Raw genomic sequence first — 16,962 nt, forward strand, 5'->3', positions numbered from 1 at the left:
CACTAGCTGAATTTAAACTCAAATTATTTAAAGTTTCTATATTTCTATAATAACATATTTTCAAATAATTCATATTGGGAAAGTTGAGGGGTTTATATGGCAATAAACACCCATGAAACTTGCTAACTTTCCTCAAATTAGGAAAGTTTGATATAAAAAGCCCTTTTTTGCACATTTACGCGCAAAAAAGGGCTTTGTCGAAATTTGTAAGTCTAATTACTTAGAACATTTCTGATGTCGTTTTACCTTGCATGTGGTGGATTAGGTAATCCGGACCACCGGCTTTTGAGTCTGTACCTGACATGTTGAAACCACCAAATGGCTGGTATCCAACAATTGCGGCTGTACAGCCACGGTTGAAGTAAAGATTTCCGACATGGAAGTCTTCACGTGCCTTCTCCTGGTGAACGCGGTTGTTGGTGATTACTGCACCAGTTAGACCGTATTCAGTGTTATTAGCAATTTCGATTGCTTCATCAAAGTCTTTTGCTTTTGTTAATCCAACAACTGGTCCGAAGATTTCTTCTTGCATAATGCGTGCTTCAGGATCAAGGTCAGCAAATACAGTTGGATTTACGAACCAGCCTTTGCTATCATCGCCATCTCCACCAGCAAGAAGTTTTCCTTCTTTTTTGCCAACTTCAATATAACTCATTATTTTGTCATATGCACCCTGGTCAATTACAGGTCCCATAAAGTGTGAGTTGTCATGTGGATCACCAGCAGACTTCTCTTTTGTTAATGCTGCTACGCGGTCTTTCACTTGATCATATACATCTTCATGTATTACAGCACGTGAGCATGCTGAACATTTTTGGCCAGAGAAGCCAAATGCTGATTGAACAATCGATTGTGCTGCTAGTTCAAGATCCGCTTCATTATCCACAACGATTGTATCTTTTCCGCCCATTTCAATAATGGTACGTTTCAGCCATTTTTGGCCTGGCTGTACTTTAGCGGCACGTTCAAAGATACGGGTACCAACATCGCGAGAACCAGTAAAGCTAATGAAACGTGTCCGTGGATGATCTACAAGATAGTCACCTACTTCACTACCCGGTCCAGGAATATAGTTGATCACACCTGCAGGCATCCCTGCTTCTTCAAGTACTTCCATCAATTTATATGCAATAACAGGGGTTGTGCTAGCCGGTTTCAATAATACAGTGTTACCTGAAACCATCGAAGCAACAGTTGTACCTGCCATAATTGCGAAAAGGAAATTCCATGGTGAAATTACCACGCCAACGCCTAATGGGATGTAATTGTATTGGTTATATTCGATTGGGCGACTATTAATTTCAACGCCATCTTTAAATTTGAGCATCTGACGGCCGTAATATTCCATGAAGTCAATTGCTTCAGCTGTATCAGCATCCGCTTCCTTCCATGGCTTTCCACCTTCTTTTACTAAGTGCGCAGTGAATTCATGCTTACGGCGTCTAACAATTGCCGCTGAACGAAAAAGAATATCTGCACGAAATTTTGGATCTGACTTTCTCCATGTTTCAAATGTCGTGTCAGCAACTTTCATTGCCTGTTCAGCCAGTTCCTGATTAGCTTTTGATACATAACCCACAACTTCATCTTTATTTGCTGGGTTTACTGATACGATCTTATCATCTGTTGTAATGCGTTCCCCACCAATGATTAATGGGTATTCTTTACCAAGATCAGCTTCAATCTTTTTAAGTGCTTCTAGCATTGCACTTCTATTTTCTTCTACGGTAAAGTCTGTAAAAGGTTCATGCTTGTAAGGTACTACCATGAAAAAACCTCCTTAAAAATTCTCTTTTACTCCATGATTGCGTTTTCATATCGACATAAAGCGAGGGATGGAGCTATCCCATCCCTCATTTTAACCGAATAGCCCAAACAGTTCAACGAATCCAGTTTATTTATTTAGAAACATTGACTTATGATTAAAGGAGTTTTTATCAAAACATGCTTCACTTTCTTAGAACCCCTTATACTTCGGAGTCCAAGCCATAGTTGCATTTGTACAGTAAAAAAATATTATACTTTTTTACTTATCAAAAATATGGACAGTTGGTTCGTCTGCTCCTGCTTCCCGGTATATAATACTCTCCATTTTATCGTTCGATTTAATCTTGACTTCAAGATCATAATAGTCCGAAAACATTTCTTTAACTAATTGATACGTGTACTGTGTAAAGCCTATGACTTCTCCTTTTCCATAAAACTCCAGCGGGATTTCAAGTGTAAGCTTCTTTAATTCTTCATTCTTGTAGAAGCCTTCACCGATAACGCCCACATAGTTCGGGAAAAATTCTTCAATCCTAGTACCAAAGTTTTGTACTAATTGTTGATGATCATAATATTTTTCTTTACCTTCATCAGAAGGGAAAAGAATATTTTCTTCATTAACTGTTTCCCATTCTCCAATCGTCATGTCACTGCCCTTTACACCTGTTTTGGCAACATAACTTCCGGATACAGGTGAGCCTTGGTCTTCCTCTCTGTATAGGGTGATAAGAATTGGTATATCAGCTAAGTTATCCATTTTCCGTACGCGTTCAAGAACTGTTTGTGCGATTTCTTTTCCTTTTTTTAGCATCGTTGACTTTGGTATTTCATGATGGTAACTCGGCCCGCCATCTTCTGTTTGAAATGTATACTCTGATTTCATTGCAATACCAATGGACATTCCAACTAGTTCAACTGAATTATCTTCATTTTTTTTCAGAAAGTTCTGCTCCAGAATATGGGTTAGATATTTTGGATTTTCTTCTTGCTGTTTTTTAGAAGGCCATGATTGTTGCGAGGCGGATTCATCATCTTTATTAGATTTGTCATATTTAATTGGTGGGTTAAGTGCCAAAGTATTCTCATGTCTGATTTCTTCGATCTTACTCTTAGGTGCATTCGGAAAACTTTCTTTATAGTTTGCGATTGTGACCGCTAACTGTTGTTCTGTCATTTCTCGCTCAAGCCAGTTGTACATCATATCCTCTTCTAGATATTGACCTTCTTCAAAAAAGTACTTTTCCGGATCATAATATTCCTTCGAAAGGCGTCTTAATCCTTGTTCCATCTCATCAATATCCAGCCGATTACCCATCTGATTAACGATAACTCCACGGGATGCACTTGGTCGATACGGTAATATTGTTCGGTATTCCTCTTTAGAGAACTGATTGCTTGAGACGATGGATGTATTTTCTTCTGATTCATCCTCTTGTTTAACAACCTCATCATCATTGATGCTTGGGCTACAGCTCGTTAAGACCAGTAGGGTACCTAACAACCAAACAATAAATTTTTTCAAAGCGCTCCACTCCTTAACTATCTAGGACATCTCTAAGTTGCTCTTCGTTCCAGATCGAAATCTCGAGCTTCTGGGCTTTTTCTAATTTCGATCCGGCTTCTTCCCCCGCTATGACAATGTCCGTCTTTTTGCTCACACTACCAGTCACAGATCCGCCTAGTTGTTCGATAGCATTTTTTGCTTCTGATCGTGTGAATAACTCCATCTTGCCTGTAAGAACTACCGTTTTTCCGGAAAAAGGTGTATCTTCAGCAATATCTTGTTTCTTTGGCCCTTTGTACTCCATATTTACTTCTAATGTATTTAACTCATGGAGGAGATCTCTGACTTCTTCTTCGGCAAAATAACGGACAATTGAGTCAGCCATTACTTCGCCCATTTCATTAATTTCAATGATATCATCAAACGTCGCTTGTTGTAAGGCTTCCATTGTCCCAAAATGGGCTGCAAGTGTCTTTGCTGCTTTCGAACCAACGAAACGAATTCCTAATCCAAAAAGCAAACGTTCCAGCGAGTTATCTTTTGATGCCTCGATTGCTTTTAATAAATTATCAACCGATTTCTCACCCATCCGTTCCAATTCCAGCAGGTCAGCCCGCTCCAAACGATAAAGATCAGCAATCGTTTGAATCAATTCTTCCTGGAATAGTTGAATGATTACCTTCTCCCCTAGGCCATCAATATTCATTGCATTCCGGGAGACAAAATGGATTAGTCCTTCTTTTAACTGTGCAGGACAGTTTGGATTAATACAGCGTAATGCTACTTCCTCTTCCAAGCGAACGAGTTCACTACCACATGCAGGACATTCATCCGGCATATGAAATTCCTGTTCATGACCTGTTCGCTTATCCTCCACAGAACGAATAACTTCTGGAATAATATCTCCAGCTTTTTTTATAACAACAGTGTCACCGATGCGAATGTCCTTTTCACGAATTAAGTCTTCGTTATGCAGCGATGCCCGTTTCACAGTTGTTCCAGCCACTTTTACTGGTTCCAATATTGCCGTAGGGGTGACCACACCAGTTCGTCCAACACTTAATTCAATATCATGAAGAGTTGTTACTGCCTCTTCTGCAGGAAATTTATACGCAATCGCCCAACGTGGACTTTTCGCTGTAAATCCAAGTTCCTCTTGCTGTGTCAGATTATCAACTTTTATCACGATACCATCAATTTCATAATTTAAATTTGGCCGCTCATTTTCCCAATGCTCTACATATTCAATAACTTCTTCGATGGTTTCGCACTTTTTCCATTCCGGATTTGTCTTAAATCCTAGCTTCTTTAAATAATCAAGCCGTTCACTATGGGATTCCAATGTACCTGCATCCCACTCTCCAACGCCATATAAAAATATATCCAGATTCCTTTTTGCTGCAATCTTTGGGTCAAGTTGCCGCAGTGAACCTGCTGCAGCATTCCTTGGGTTGGCAAATGGTTCCTCTTCTTTTTCTTCGCGTTCGTTATTTAATGCAATAAATGATTTATGTGGCATAAATGCTTCCCCACGTACTTCGATTGTTTCTTTTTCTTTAATCTTAAGGGGAATACTGCCTATCGTTTTAAGATTACTTGTAATATCCTCACCAATTGTTCCATCACCACGAGTGGCACCGCGAACAAACCTACCATCTTCATATAATAATGAAATGGCAAGTCCATCTATTTTCAGCTCACATACATAAGCTATAGCGTCAACCGTTCCCTGGCTGGCACGTCGGGCGAAATCACGCAAATCAGTCGCATTAAAGGCGTTACCCAAGCTCAGCATTGGCACATTATGCCGTACCTTTTGAAAAGCATCTAACGGTTCACCGCCAATACGCTGTGTAGGTGATTCAGGTGAAGTTAGTTCAGGAAATTCTTCCTCCAAATTACGCAATTCCTGCATTTTTTGATCATATTCTGCATCAGGTACACTTGGATTATCAAGTACATGATATTCATAGTTGTATTGATGAAGAACTTCTGTCAGCTCATTAATTTTCTCTTGTGCTTGTTGTTTATCCATTACCAAGCACCTCCTTATTCTTTCGTAATTGGAGCAAATTTGGCTAACACACGTTTGATTCCTGTTGGCGCTGGAAAGGCGATATCCATTTCCATTGCTTCTCCTTCACCTTGAACCTTAACAACAGTACCAACACCCCACTTATTATGTTTCGCTTTGTCACCAGGACCCCATGATTCGCTTTCGGCACCAGTCGTATGCTGCATTTTTTCGGCATGTCGTTTAACAGGCGAAGGTTTATCTGGTGATTTCGAAATAGAACCATACATCGTAGCACGAGCCTGCTCAATCCCGTCTATGAGTTCTTCCGGAATTTCATTAATAAAACGGCTAATGGGATTCATATTTGTGCGGCCGTACAAGGTACGCATTTTGGCATGTGTTAAGTATAACTGTTGTTCAGCTCGTGTGATTCCAACATATGCTAAACGACGTTCTTCTTCCATCTCATCATTATCAAACATCGATCTGCTGTGTGGAAACACATTCTCCTCCAAACCGATTAAAAAGACGACAGGGAATTCCAAGCCTTTCGCAGCATGCAATGTCATTAAGGTAATCTTTTCTTCATTTTCGGAGTCTTCATCATCATCAACACGATCTAAATCAGCAATCAATGCTAAGTCAGTCAAAAATGCAACAAGTGTCTTATCATCACTTACCTTTTCGAAATCCTGTGTTACGGTTTTGAATTCTTCCAGGTTTTCAATACGACTTTGTGATTCGATTGTTCGTTCATTTTTCAAAGCCTGTTCATAGCCTGTACGTTGTAAGATTGCTTCAACCATATCTGTCGCTGTTAAAAATTCCTGTTGCTGTGTTAGTGTTTTAATCAAATTACCAAATTCCGCTAGTGCATTTGCAGCTTTTTTTGGCACTCCGGTGAAATCAACTTCTTTTACCGCTTGATAAAATGATATATCATGCTGCGCGGAATAGGCACGCAATCTTTCTACCGAAGTTTTTCCAATACCCCGTTTTGGTGCGTTAACCACACGTTCAAAGCTCAAATCATCATCAGGATTTGTAATCAGCCGCAAGTAAGCAACCATATCCTTAATTTCTTTCCGATCATAGAACTTTGTTCCGCCCACCATTTGATAGGCAATATTCGACTTCATAAAAGTATCCTCAACAGCACGCGATTGAGCATTTGTTCGGTATAATATCGATATATCATTCGGTGAAAAGCCTTCTTCACGTATTAATTCCTGGATTTTATCCGTTACAAATAATGCTTCCTCTTGTTCGGTTGCACCTTGAAAATAATGAATATTCTTGCCTTCTGCATTCTCAGTCCAAAGATTCTTCGGTTTCCGTCCTGAATTATGCTCAATTACTTTATTCGCTGCAGAAAGAATTGATTTAGTCGAACGGTAATTTTGCTCAAGAAAAACAGTTCTTGCTGACGGATAGTCTTTTTCAAATGACAAGATATTTGCAATGTCAGCTCCACGCCAGCCATAAATAGACTGATCAGAATCCCCAACAACACAAAGGTTCTGAAAACGATTTGCCAGCTGCTGTACTAAATAGTATTGGGCATGATTCGTATCCTGATACTCATCCACATGAATGTACTGAAATCTGCGCTGGTAATATTCTAATACTTCCGGAATCCTTTTGAATAAATGGATTGTCTGCATTATCAAATCATCAAAATCGAGTGATTGATTTTTTTGCAGGGTCTTCTGATATTTGTCGTATACCTGCGAAACTTGCCGCTCAAAAAAGTCACCGACATTCTTGCTGTATTCCTCTGGTGTTATTAATTCATTTTTTGCTGAACTAATCGATCCTAGCATTGCACGCGGTTCGAATTTTTTCGGGTCAATATTAAGGTCTTTTAGTATTTGTTTGATAACTGATAATTGGTCGCTGCTATCAAGTATAGTGAAGTTACGGCTATACCCTATCCGATCAATATCTTTTCGTAAAATACGTACACACATCGAGTGGAAGGTTGATACCCAAATCTGACCACTTCCCATCCCAACAAGTTTATGTACACGGTCCTTCATTTCGCGTGCTGCTTTATTTGTAAATGTTATCGCCAGGACACTTTTTGGCGATACTTCTTTTTCACGAAGCAAATAGGCTATGCGGTGTGTAAGCACTCGTGTTTTGCCGCTTCCCGCTCCCGCCATAATAAGTAATGGTCCGTCTGTATGTTTAACAGCCTCTTGCTGTTCCTTGTTTAATCCACTTAGTAAGTCACCCATCATTTGACTCACAATGACACCACCTTAATCCATATCGTTAACTGCTTTAACAGTCTTCAATGCTTTTTTTATATCTGTATAAATACTGTTTCCTACTACTATTGTATCTGCGTTTTCTTTCATTTCACGGGCCTGGAAGTTGTTTTCAATGCCTCCACCGTAAAAGAGCTTCGTGTTACTCAATTGTTCCTTCACTTTTTTCACAAGTGACGGATCGCCATACGTACCACTGTATTCCATATAGAAAATCGGTAAATGAAAGACATGTTCAGCCATGTACGCATATGCTGTCACATCGTCCTCGTCTGGCATTTCACAGTTTGTTTTCGAAAAGGCCTTGGCTTCCTGATTTAAAATACAATAACCCTCTACAAACATTTCATTCCAGTCCATAATATCCTTATATTCTTTAATTGCTTGATGCTGCAAATCCATCATCCACTTTTTCTCGGTACTGTTAATGACCATCGGAATGAAATAGTAGTCAAATCCCGGTGTAATAGCATCCATGTTGGATATTTCTAAAACACATGGAACTGTATGCCTGCGAACTCGTGAGAGCAAATCCAGCACTCCATCCAATGTAACATTATCAGTTCCTCCAACAATAACTGCGTCTGTACCAGATTCACAGATCATATCCAAGTGCTCGTCCGATATTTCTTTAGCAGGATCCAGTTTAAATAAATGCTTCCACGTGTTCAATGTATAATTCAACGTTAAAATCCTCCATATTCAAAAATTGGATCAGTTCATTCACCGTTATATTATTTCATTCTTAAAGTATACCAAAAATCAGGCAAGGAAATTAGGATAAAATTTAATGTTTTTCTGGTTTTTTAAGAAGGAGGCTAATAATGAGGAATATAAGGTATAAGTGTGGCTTTCTAACCACGCAGTGATAATACGCTGAAGCGTTGCCCTAAGGTGCGCGAAGAGTATTGCCGGAGCGGTATCATAGCACACTATGTCGCAGTCGTTCATTAGAGAAAAATGACGCTACCTCAACGAGATAGCGACATTTGTTATTCTTCCTCGTTCATAATGCGATCCAAAACCAGCTGATAGCCATCACTGCCAAAGTTAATACATCGCCGAACACGTGATATAGTTGCAGTTGAGGCATTCGTTTCATTTTCGATAACATTGTATGTGTGACCTTCTGTTAACATTTTTGCAACTTGCAAACGCTGAGCAATTGAATGTATTTCCGACATTGTTGCAATATCATCAAAAAATTTATAGCATTCCTCACGATCCTTAAGTGAAAGAATAGCATCAAACATTTGATCTAACTGTTTTCCGCGTAGTTTATCGATTTGCACAACGAAACCCCCTGTTTCATACTAATTCGAAATACTTACAGATTGATCGATTCCCGGACTTGACGGGATTACGTTGACCCATGTTTTACCTTGAACAAATTCAACTGGCTGACCATCCTTTACAGGGATTATTCGCCCGTCACGATTCTCCCATTGTACCTCTTTAACCTTTCCTTTATGAATAAGATACCCGTTGCCGCCTGAAGTCATATCGATTGCACGACGACCTGCGTCATCAATAACCTCATGATATGTCTCCACAATGAATATATTGTCAACCTGTATTGGTTCTTCAGAATTCAATTCGACCGTTTTCTTCCGATCGCTGTATCGTGTATATTTTTCATTTTTTTCATCATATTCATATTCGACAATTTCCATTGGGTTGTCTGAATACACGATTTCAACATGGTTTGCTTCATCACCTGAAATGTTTTTCGTTTCATCCTCGGATAAGAACGGTAGTGGCTTGTATGAATGTTTAACATCATATCCTTTTTGTGATGCTACGTCGTACACAGCTCCAAATTGCAAATACGAATTATGCGGTGCCCGACGAAAAGATTCCCGTTTGAACAAGTGGCCGTCATTATCGTAAATAGCGCCATCCAAGTGTTCAATACCGCGCTTTTTAATCATATCATTTACAAAGTTTGCTGCCCCGTGATAAATATATAATGCGTCATACCTATCTGCCATTTCAAAATAATACTCACGCGCACTTCTCACCGGACCCACAACTTCTGGCTTTTCGCTTTGAAACATAGCTAGAAAACGAGTGATTTTTCCTTCTGCCAAAAATTCAAACACTACATCCGCACTGGAAAGACCCGTTTGAGGACGTGCTTTAGTGTGATTATTTATCATAACACTGACTATACGATCATTTACTTTTTGATCTGTCTTAATTCCTGTTAGTGGGAATGTATTTGATTTTTCAGCTTCCTTAGGATCCGGTAACTGATCTTTCTCTTCTACTGCATTTTCTTTTGCCCCATTATCTTCAGCTTCCTGCTTTTCGTCTGAACAAGCTGCTAGTAAGACGAACATTAACAATAACAGGAAGTAAAATAGTGCCTTCTTCATATCCCCACCTCTTTCAACTAAAATACTTATACTTTTACTACATTATACGCTATCGCATGTTAGCTGGGAAGAGGACTTCTCGTTTCTTAACGTCCATAATTCCTTGTTGTGTTATGCGAATGTATGGAAGGTGGGTAGAAGACAGGAATAAAATCGAATATATTGGGTCAGTAAAATGATAGCCAAATTCTTTCAACAAGCTTTTTAACTGCTTTTCTTTTTCCATTAATTCCTTCATTTCCCCGGCAAACATACTTCCAGCCAACCGAAGCGGCAATTCAAAGATAATTTCACCTTGATGCACTAATACAATTCCTCCACCAAGTTCTTTAATGCGTTCCCAAGCAATGAGCATATCAGGTTTACTTTTACCAATAAAAACAAGATCACCTGTTGTCGAGAAGGAGCTTGCCAATGCACCTAATTGATTTGTAAATCCCCTAATCGCAGTATTAACACGCCATTTTCCTTTTCGATCTATTAATAAAAGAAATGCGTCATCGTATTTGTCTGATATTACATCAAGTGTTACGTCAGTTTCAATAGGATATGGATTAATAATTACTTCATTTACCATCTTCAGGCCTATTGGCACAGAAAATTGCAAGTCCTCCATGGTTAAATCCCAATCAAACGTAAGTGGTTCTATTTCATATTTTCGCCAGTTAATTCTGGAAGTGGTGTTCTGTTCCTCATTATCTTTTAAAATCCATTCGCCCTTTGCTAAAACACTTATTGGGTGCGGGTTTGATTTTTCTTTAATAATGTTAATGTTTGCAATTCGGCCTGGCGCAATACTCCCTAGCTCCTCATTCAACCCATAATGCTTAGCGACATTAAATGATGCCATACAATATGCATCAGCAACAGGGATGCCCTTTTCGATAGCAATTTCTATACAAACATTCATTACTCCATTTTCATAGAATGAAGGGGTTGCTCCATCAGTTGTCATGGTAATATTATCAAAGGTTTGCAGGTTCTCTGCAAGGATTTCATCTATCAATTTTGGCAAGTCAGGGCGGATGGATGAATATCGCAGGCCGACCTGATAGCCAAGCTCCAAACGTTTAATCGCTTCTTGCCCAGTCATTGCTTCATGTTCTGCTGACATACCCAGCAATTTCATCTTCGTTAACGTTTTTTCAGAAGCACCAGGCAAATGGCCTTCCATTGGCTTACCTATTCTTTTCGCTTCTTGAATCCAGTATAGCAGACGATCATCACCTGCAAGAAGACTTGGCCATGATGTCAATTCTCCACCTTGCAGGACTGATTCATGCTCCAACCAGGATAGTACATTTTCCGTACTGAAAAGCTCTTCCTCATCTTGCAATGCAGTTTGTGAATCGAATCTGGCCCACCAATACATTGAAATAGGCAGCTTATTAAACTCCTCTAATATAGAAAACGCTTTCTTTTTATCTAACAAAAAATTCCACATTAAGTTGTCGTTTATCAAAGTAGTTGTGCCATATTTAGCCGCGTGAAAAGCAAGAGACTCCGGGTTATACAGCTGGTATGGATGTGCATGCGGCTCCATGTATCCAGGTACAAGAAATAATCCTTCACAGTCTATCACTTCAGTAGTTAAATTATTTTCAGGAAGTTTATCACCAACATAGACAATGCGATCGTTAAATATCCAAATGTTAGCACGTAACCATTGCTTCGTATAAGTGTTTAAATATGTTCCATTTTTTAAAAGAGTTGTTGGCGCAACTTTTCCATCAAGAACAGCAACATGTTCTCTCAGTTCACGGTTTCTCCAGTAATATCCATTTTGTAGCATATAGCAACGCTCCAATATATAATTTTTTCCATCTTAACATATTTTTCGCTTTAGTACTGTAAAGTTTTTGTATATTAAATTGAAAGTTTTGTGACATAGAGAGGGGGTGAGGGTGAATTAAAGCCCAAGCGCGTAGTTTGCTATCTTGGGCTCATTCCATTATTACTTATTTTTTTCCGATATCTCTTCGGTAAAAAAATTCCTTTGATAAGGCAAGAGAATCTAAACATTTATATGAAACTTCTACCGCGTTTGATAAATTCGAACCTTTTGCCCCTACTAACAAAACTCTTCCACCATCTGAAACAAGTCCAGAGTCTGTTTTCCTTGTTCCTGCCTGAATAATAAATCCGCCTTCGCATGGCTGCAATTCAGTTAACGGAATTCCCTTTTTATATGAAGCTGGATAGCCCTTTGCTGCAACTACAACTCCTGTACAGCTTTTTTCTTCCCATTGGAGAATTGGATCTTTTCCATTCATTATATCCAGGAAAACTTGCAGGAGATCATTTGTTAATAACGGTAGTACTACTTGGGTTTCCGGATCACCGAAGCGCGTATTAAACTCGATTACTTTTGGTCCATTCTCAGTCATCATCAAACCTGCATACAGAATTCCAGTGAAAGGTCGTCCCTCATCCATTAAACCAGCAGCTGTTTTTTGAAGAATCTTATCTACTGTATAATCCAAGGTTTCTTGTGAAATATCCTGGACAGGAGCGTATGCACCCATACCACCGGTGTTTGGGCCTTGATCACCGTCATTTGCTCGTTTGTGGTCACGAGCTGGAATCATCGGATACACGCTATTTTCATGGACAAATGCCATTAGCGAGAATTCCTTCCCGATTAGGCATTCTTCAATTACTATTGTTGCCCCCGCTTCAGCAAAAGTCTTGTTAACCAGCATCTCGTTAACAGCTTCAATTGCTTCCTGTTTGGTTTCAGCGACAACAACCCCCTTGCCAGCTGCTAGTCCATCCGCTTTAATTACAATCGGTGCACCTTTTGTTTCAATATATTTTTTCGCATCGCAAGCATCAGTAAAACTAGCATGTTCAGCTGTTGGTATATCATATTTTTGCATAAATGATTTCGCAAAACGCTTACTACCTTCTAACAAAGCTGCCTCCTTTGTCGGAGCGAAAATAGACAGATTTTCTTCCTGAAATCGATTAGCAATCCCTGCCAGTAATGGGTTCTCTGGTCCGACAATCGTGAGGTCGATAGCATTTTCTTTTGCAAATTCAACTAGACGATCGATATCCATTTCTGAAATATTAACACATGTGGCTAATTCAGCAATTCCTCCATTACCTGGAGCCGCATATAACTGAGTGATATTATTATTTTCGGCTAAATTAATCACTATACTGTGCTCACGTCCACCTCGTCCAACAACTAATATATTCATTAATAACACCCTTCACGTTTAATGTTTAAAATGCCGCATCCCTGTATACACCATGGAAATTCCGTATTTGTTACACATATCAATCGAGTCCTGATCACGCTTAGATCCTCCTGGCTGAATAACTGCTGTTATACCAGCTTTTGCTGCTATCTCAACTGTATCTGGCATTGGGAAAAATGCATCAGATGCCATTACTGCACCTTTCGCCTTCTCTTTAGCCTGTTCAAGCGCAATACCTGCAGCACCAACGCGATTCATTTGCCCTGCACCAACACCAACCGTTTGCATTCCGTTAGCTAGAACGATAGCATTTGATTTAACATGCTTTACGGCTTTCCAGGCAAATAACAGATCCTTGATTTCAGCCTCAGAAGGCTTTTTATCCGTTGGAATTGTAAGGTCTCTCTGTTCGACTTCTGCGTCATCATTACTTTGAATTAACACACCGCCTTTTACCGTTGTCAGCTTGTGATAGGTTGACTGCTCATTAACCATTTCCAATTCAAGCAATCTTATATTTTTCTTTTTCGTTAATACAGCTAGTGCTTCGTCGGTAAATTCCGGCGCAATAACAATTTCCAGAAAAATCTCGCTCAATCGAGTTGCTAGCTCAACATCAATTTTACGGTTGCAAGCAACAATCCCGCCAAAAATTGAAACAGAATCAGCCTCATATGCCTTGGAGAAAGCCTGATTAATTCCTTCTGCAACACCAATTCCGCATGGATTCATATGCTTCACGGCCACTGCAGTGGGACTCCCGTATTCACCAATTATTTCAAGGGCTGCATTTGCGTCCTGTATATTGTTATAGGAAAGTTCTTTTCCATGTAATTGTTTTGCTGAAGCCAGACTCATTGCGGATTCAGTTGGGTTTTTATAAAATGCGGCTGTTTGATGTGGGTTTTCTCCATAACGTAAGGTCTGCGCCTTTTCATATGTAACGGTATAATTCTCAGGAAAAGCATCCTCGGTAAAATAACTAGCAATCATTGAATCATATTGCGCTGTATGGCGGAATACTTTTGCAGCCAGCTTTTTCCGTTCAGTTTTGTCTAACCTATTTTCCTGTAATGATTTCAGAGTGTTATCGTAGTCATTTGGATCGACAACAACCGTTACATCAGCAAAACTTTTTGCAGCAGCACGTAACATTGTAGGTCCGCCAATATCAATGTTTTCAATGACTTCTTCCTCTGTTACACCCGATTGATCAAACGTTTGTTTAAATGGATAAAGGTTAACCACTACCACATCAATTGGATGAACACCGCTTTCTGCAAGTTGCTTCTGATGATCAGCATTGTCGCGCTTAGCAAGTAATCCAGCATGAATAATCGGATGCAATGTTTTCACACGGCCACCAAGCATTTCCGGGAAACTTGTTACATCTTCTACTGCAGTAGCCTGAATACCTGCTTCAGTTAATTTATTCAGCGTACCACCTGTTGAAATAATTTCATAATCTAAATCAACTAGTCCTTTGGCAAAATTGGTGATATTAGTTTTATCAGAAACGCTAATAAGTGCTCGTTTTTTCATATGGATACTCCTCACTGTTTGGATATTATGTTTGTTGTGGGTGCTCCTCGCTCGAGTTCTAGTGCTGCTCGCTCGAGTTTCGGTGCTGCTCGCTCGAGTTCCGGTGCTGCTCGATCGAGTTCCGGTGCTGCTCGCTCGAGTTTCGGTGCTGCTCGCTCGAGTTCCGGTGCTGCTCGCTCGAGTTCTAGTGCTGCTCGCTCGAGTTCTAGTGCTGCTCGCTCGAGTTCTAGTGCTGCTTGCTCGAGTTCTAGTGCTGCTCGCTCGAGTTCTGGTGCTGCTCGCTCGAGTTTCGGTGCTCCTCGCTCGAGTTTTGATGCTGCTCGCTCGAGTTTCCGTGCTGCTCACTCGAGTTTCCGTGCTGCTCGCTCGAGTTTAGGTGCTCCTCGCACGAGTTTGGGTGCTCCTCGCACGAGTTCTAGTGCTACTCGCTCGAGTTCTGGTGCTGCTCGCTCGAGTTTCGATGCTCCTCGCTCGAGTTTCGGTGCTCCTCGCTCGAGTTTCAGTGCTGCTCGCTCGAGTTTGGGTGCTGCTCGCTCGAGTTTCGGTGCTCCTCGCTCGAGTTCTAGTGCTGCTCGCTCGAGTTCCGGTGCTGCTCGCTCGAGTTCCGGTGCTGCTCGCTCGAGTTTCGGTGCTCCTCGCGCGAGTATGACGGCTGCTCGCTCGAGTTTACATCCTTACTTCATCAGCCGATTGATAACTATCGGATACAACCTGTGCTCCACTTGCTGAATTCTCTCTTTTAACGTTTCCTCTGTATCATCGCTGAAAACTTCTACCGGTTCCTGTGCAATTACTGTCCCAGTATCGATTCCTTCATCAATATAGTGAACAGTTACACCAGTAGTGCTGACACCTGCCTGGTAAGCTTGGCCAATAGCGTCTTTTCCAGGGAAATATGGAAGCAATGACGGATGAATATTAATTATCTTAGTTTCATAGGCGTTTAATAGAGTTGGTCCAACAATCCGCATATATCCCGCTAAAAATATCCATGAGATGTTTGCTTGTTGGAGCCTGCGTACAACTTCCTTCTCGTAATTCGATTTTGACGCATACTTCTTTGGGTCAAAAACGAATGTCGGGACACCGAAATTCTCAGCTTTCTCAAGTACACTGGCACTAGGTTTATCACAAACAAGTAGCGAAATATCACACTGAAGGTCGCTTCTTTCCATGATTGCCTGAAAATTACTGCCTGCACCTGACGCGAATACAGCAGCTCTTATTTTATTCATGATGTAAAATGCACCCCTTCGTTTGATGTAACCGTTCCTATGATGGATGCTGTTTCACCTTGTTCCTGTAGACAATTTAATACGTCATCAACATCTTCCTGGGCAATGACGATTGCCATACCAATGCCCATGTTAAATACGCTGTACATATCCTTATCAGGAATGTCACCCTGCTTTTGCAAAAAAGAAAATATCGCGGGACGTTGCCAGCTTGAAAGATTAATCTCAACCCCATGCCCCTGAGGCAACATGCGTGGCAGATTTTCGTGAAAACCTCCACCTGTAATATGTGAGATTCCTTTGATTGATACTTCTTTCATAATAGCAGAAACTGCCTTTGCATAAATCCTGGTAGGAGTTAACAGTGTATCTCCTAGTGACTCTGACAGTCCTTCATATGATTTCGTTAAATCAAGATCCTCTACCAGCTTTCTTACTAATGAATAGCCATTCGAGTGAATTCCACTTGACGCCAATCCAATAATGGCATCACCAGCCGTAATTTCGTCCCCCGTAATTAAACGGGACTTTTCAGCAATACCTACTGTAAACCCAGCCAAGTCATATTCATCATCACTATACATACCGGGCATTTCAGCAGTCTCACCACCAATTAAGGCTGCACCTGCGTCCACACACCCATTGGAAATTCCTGCAACGATTTGCTCGATCATTTCGGGGTTATTTTTACCGCATGCTATATAATCAAGAAAAAATAATGGCTGTGCACCTTGGGCAACGATATCATTGACACACATAGCAACAAGATCTTCGCCAACTGTATCATGCTTTCCTAATTGGAAGGCCAGTTTCAGCTTGGTTCCGACGCCATCGGTCCCTGAAACCATAACAGGTTCGTTGTAATTGAATGAGGACAGCTCAAACAAACCAGCAAACGCCCCAATACCGCCCAGTACTTCAGGTCGGATGGTTTTGGCTACATGCTTTTTCATTCGTTCAACAGCTTCATATCCCTTATTAACATCGACTCCAGCATTTTTATAAACGTTTGACATGTTTGACACATCCTCCAGTAAAAA

At 40.4% G+C, this 16,962-nt stretch carries 12 protein-coding genes; all 12 read right to left on the reverse strand.

Annotation, left to right across the window (positions count from 1 at the left end; genetic code table 11):
* Positions 1-220: 220 nt before the first annotated feature.
* The 12 genes from pruA to purM all read right to left on the reverse strand — a co-directional run bounded on the left by pruA (position 221) and on the right by purM (position 16,938).
* Positions 221-1,768: an L-glutamate gamma-semialdehyde dehydrogenase gene (gene pruA, locus J2Z82_RS05575; RefSeq protein ID WP_209479797.1), complete on the reverse strand. Its 1,548-nt coding sequence runs from the start codon at positions 1,766-1,768 to the stop codon at positions 221-223.
* Positions 1,769-2,026: 258 nt separating this feature from the next.
* Entirely contained in the window at positions 2,027-3,289 is a 1,263-nt protein-coding gene (locus J2Z82_RS05580) for a CamS family sex pheromone protein (RefSeq protein ID WP_209479798.1), read from the reverse strand.
* Between the two features lie 13 nt (positions 3,290-3,302).
* A complete protein-coding gene (ligA, locus tag J2Z82_RS05585; protein WP_209479799.1) occupies positions 3,303-5,306 on the reverse strand; it encodes an NAD-dependent DNA ligase LigA in 2,004 nt (667 codons plus the stop codon).
* A gap of 14 nt (positions 5,307-5,320) precedes the next feature.
* The gene (pcrA, locus tag J2Z82_RS05590) at positions 5,321-7,531 is read right to left on the reverse strand and encodes a DNA helicase PcrA (RefSeq protein WP_245251131.1); all 2,211 of its coding nucleotides are present in this window, start codon (positions 7,529-7,531) and stop codon (positions 5,321-5,323) included.
* A 21-nt stretch (positions 7,532-7,552) separates the two neighbouring features.
* Positions 7,553-8,245: a heptaprenylglyceryl phosphate synthase gene (gene pcrB, locus J2Z82_RS05595; protein WP_245251125.1), complete on the reverse strand. Its 693-nt coding sequence runs from the start codon at positions 8,243-8,245 to the stop codon at positions 7,553-7,555.
* Positions 8,246-8,553: 308 nt separating this feature from the next.
* Positions 8,554-8,853: a YerC/YecD family TrpR-related protein gene (locus tag J2Z82_RS05600; RefSeq protein WP_209479801.1), complete on the reverse strand. Its 300-nt coding sequence runs from the start codon at positions 8,851-8,853 to the stop codon at positions 8,554-8,556.
* Positions 8,854-8,874: 21 nt separating this feature from the next.
* A complete protein-coding gene (locus J2Z82_RS05605) occupies positions 8,875-9,939 on the reverse strand; it encodes a DUF3048 domain-containing protein (RefSeq protein ID WP_209479802.1) in 1,065 nt (354 codons plus the stop codon).
* A 49-nt stretch (positions 9,940-9,988) separates the two neighbouring features.
* Positions 9,989-11,731: an adenine deaminase C-terminal domain-containing protein gene (locus J2Z82_RS05610; RefSeq protein ID WP_209479803.1), complete on the reverse strand. Its 1,743-nt coding sequence runs from the start codon at positions 11,729-11,731 to the stop codon at positions 9,989-9,991.
* Positions 11,732-11,897: 166 nt separating this feature from the next.
* Positions 11,898-13,145 carry a phosphoribosylamine--glycine ligase gene (purD, locus tag J2Z82_RS05615; protein ID WP_209479804.1) on the reverse strand — a complete coding sequence of 416 codons (1,248 nt, stop codon included), beginning with the start codon at positions 13,143-13,145 and terminating at the stop codon, positions 11,898-11,900.
* An 18-nt stretch (positions 13,146-13,163) separates the two neighbouring features.
* On the reverse strand, positions 13,164-14,687 hold the full coding sequence (gene purH / locus J2Z82_RS05620) for a bifunctional phosphoribosylaminoimidazolecarboxamide formyltransferase/IMP cyclohydrolase (protein ID WP_209479805.1): 1,524 nt from the start codon (positions 14,685-14,687) through the stop codon (positions 13,164-13,166).
* 674 nt (positions 14,688-15,361) lie between these two features.
* Entirely contained in the window at positions 15,362-15,922 is a 561-nt protein-coding gene (gene purN / locus J2Z82_RS05625) for a phosphoribosylglycinamide formyltransferase (RefSeq protein WP_209479806.1), read from the reverse strand.
* Entirely contained in the window at positions 15,919-16,938 is a 1,020-nt protein-coding gene (purM, locus tag J2Z82_RS05630; protein ID WP_209479807.1) for a phosphoribosylformylglycinamidine cyclo-ligase, read from the reverse strand. Before purM ends, purN begins: the two co-directional genes overlap by 4 nt.
* Positions 16,939-16,962 lie beyond the last annotated feature (24 nt).

Origin of the sequence: Virgibacillus litoralis, assembly GCF_017873675.1 — a bacterium.
Lineage (GTDB): Bacteria > Bacillota > Bacilli > Bacillales > Amphibacillaceae > Lentibacillus > Lentibacillus litoralis.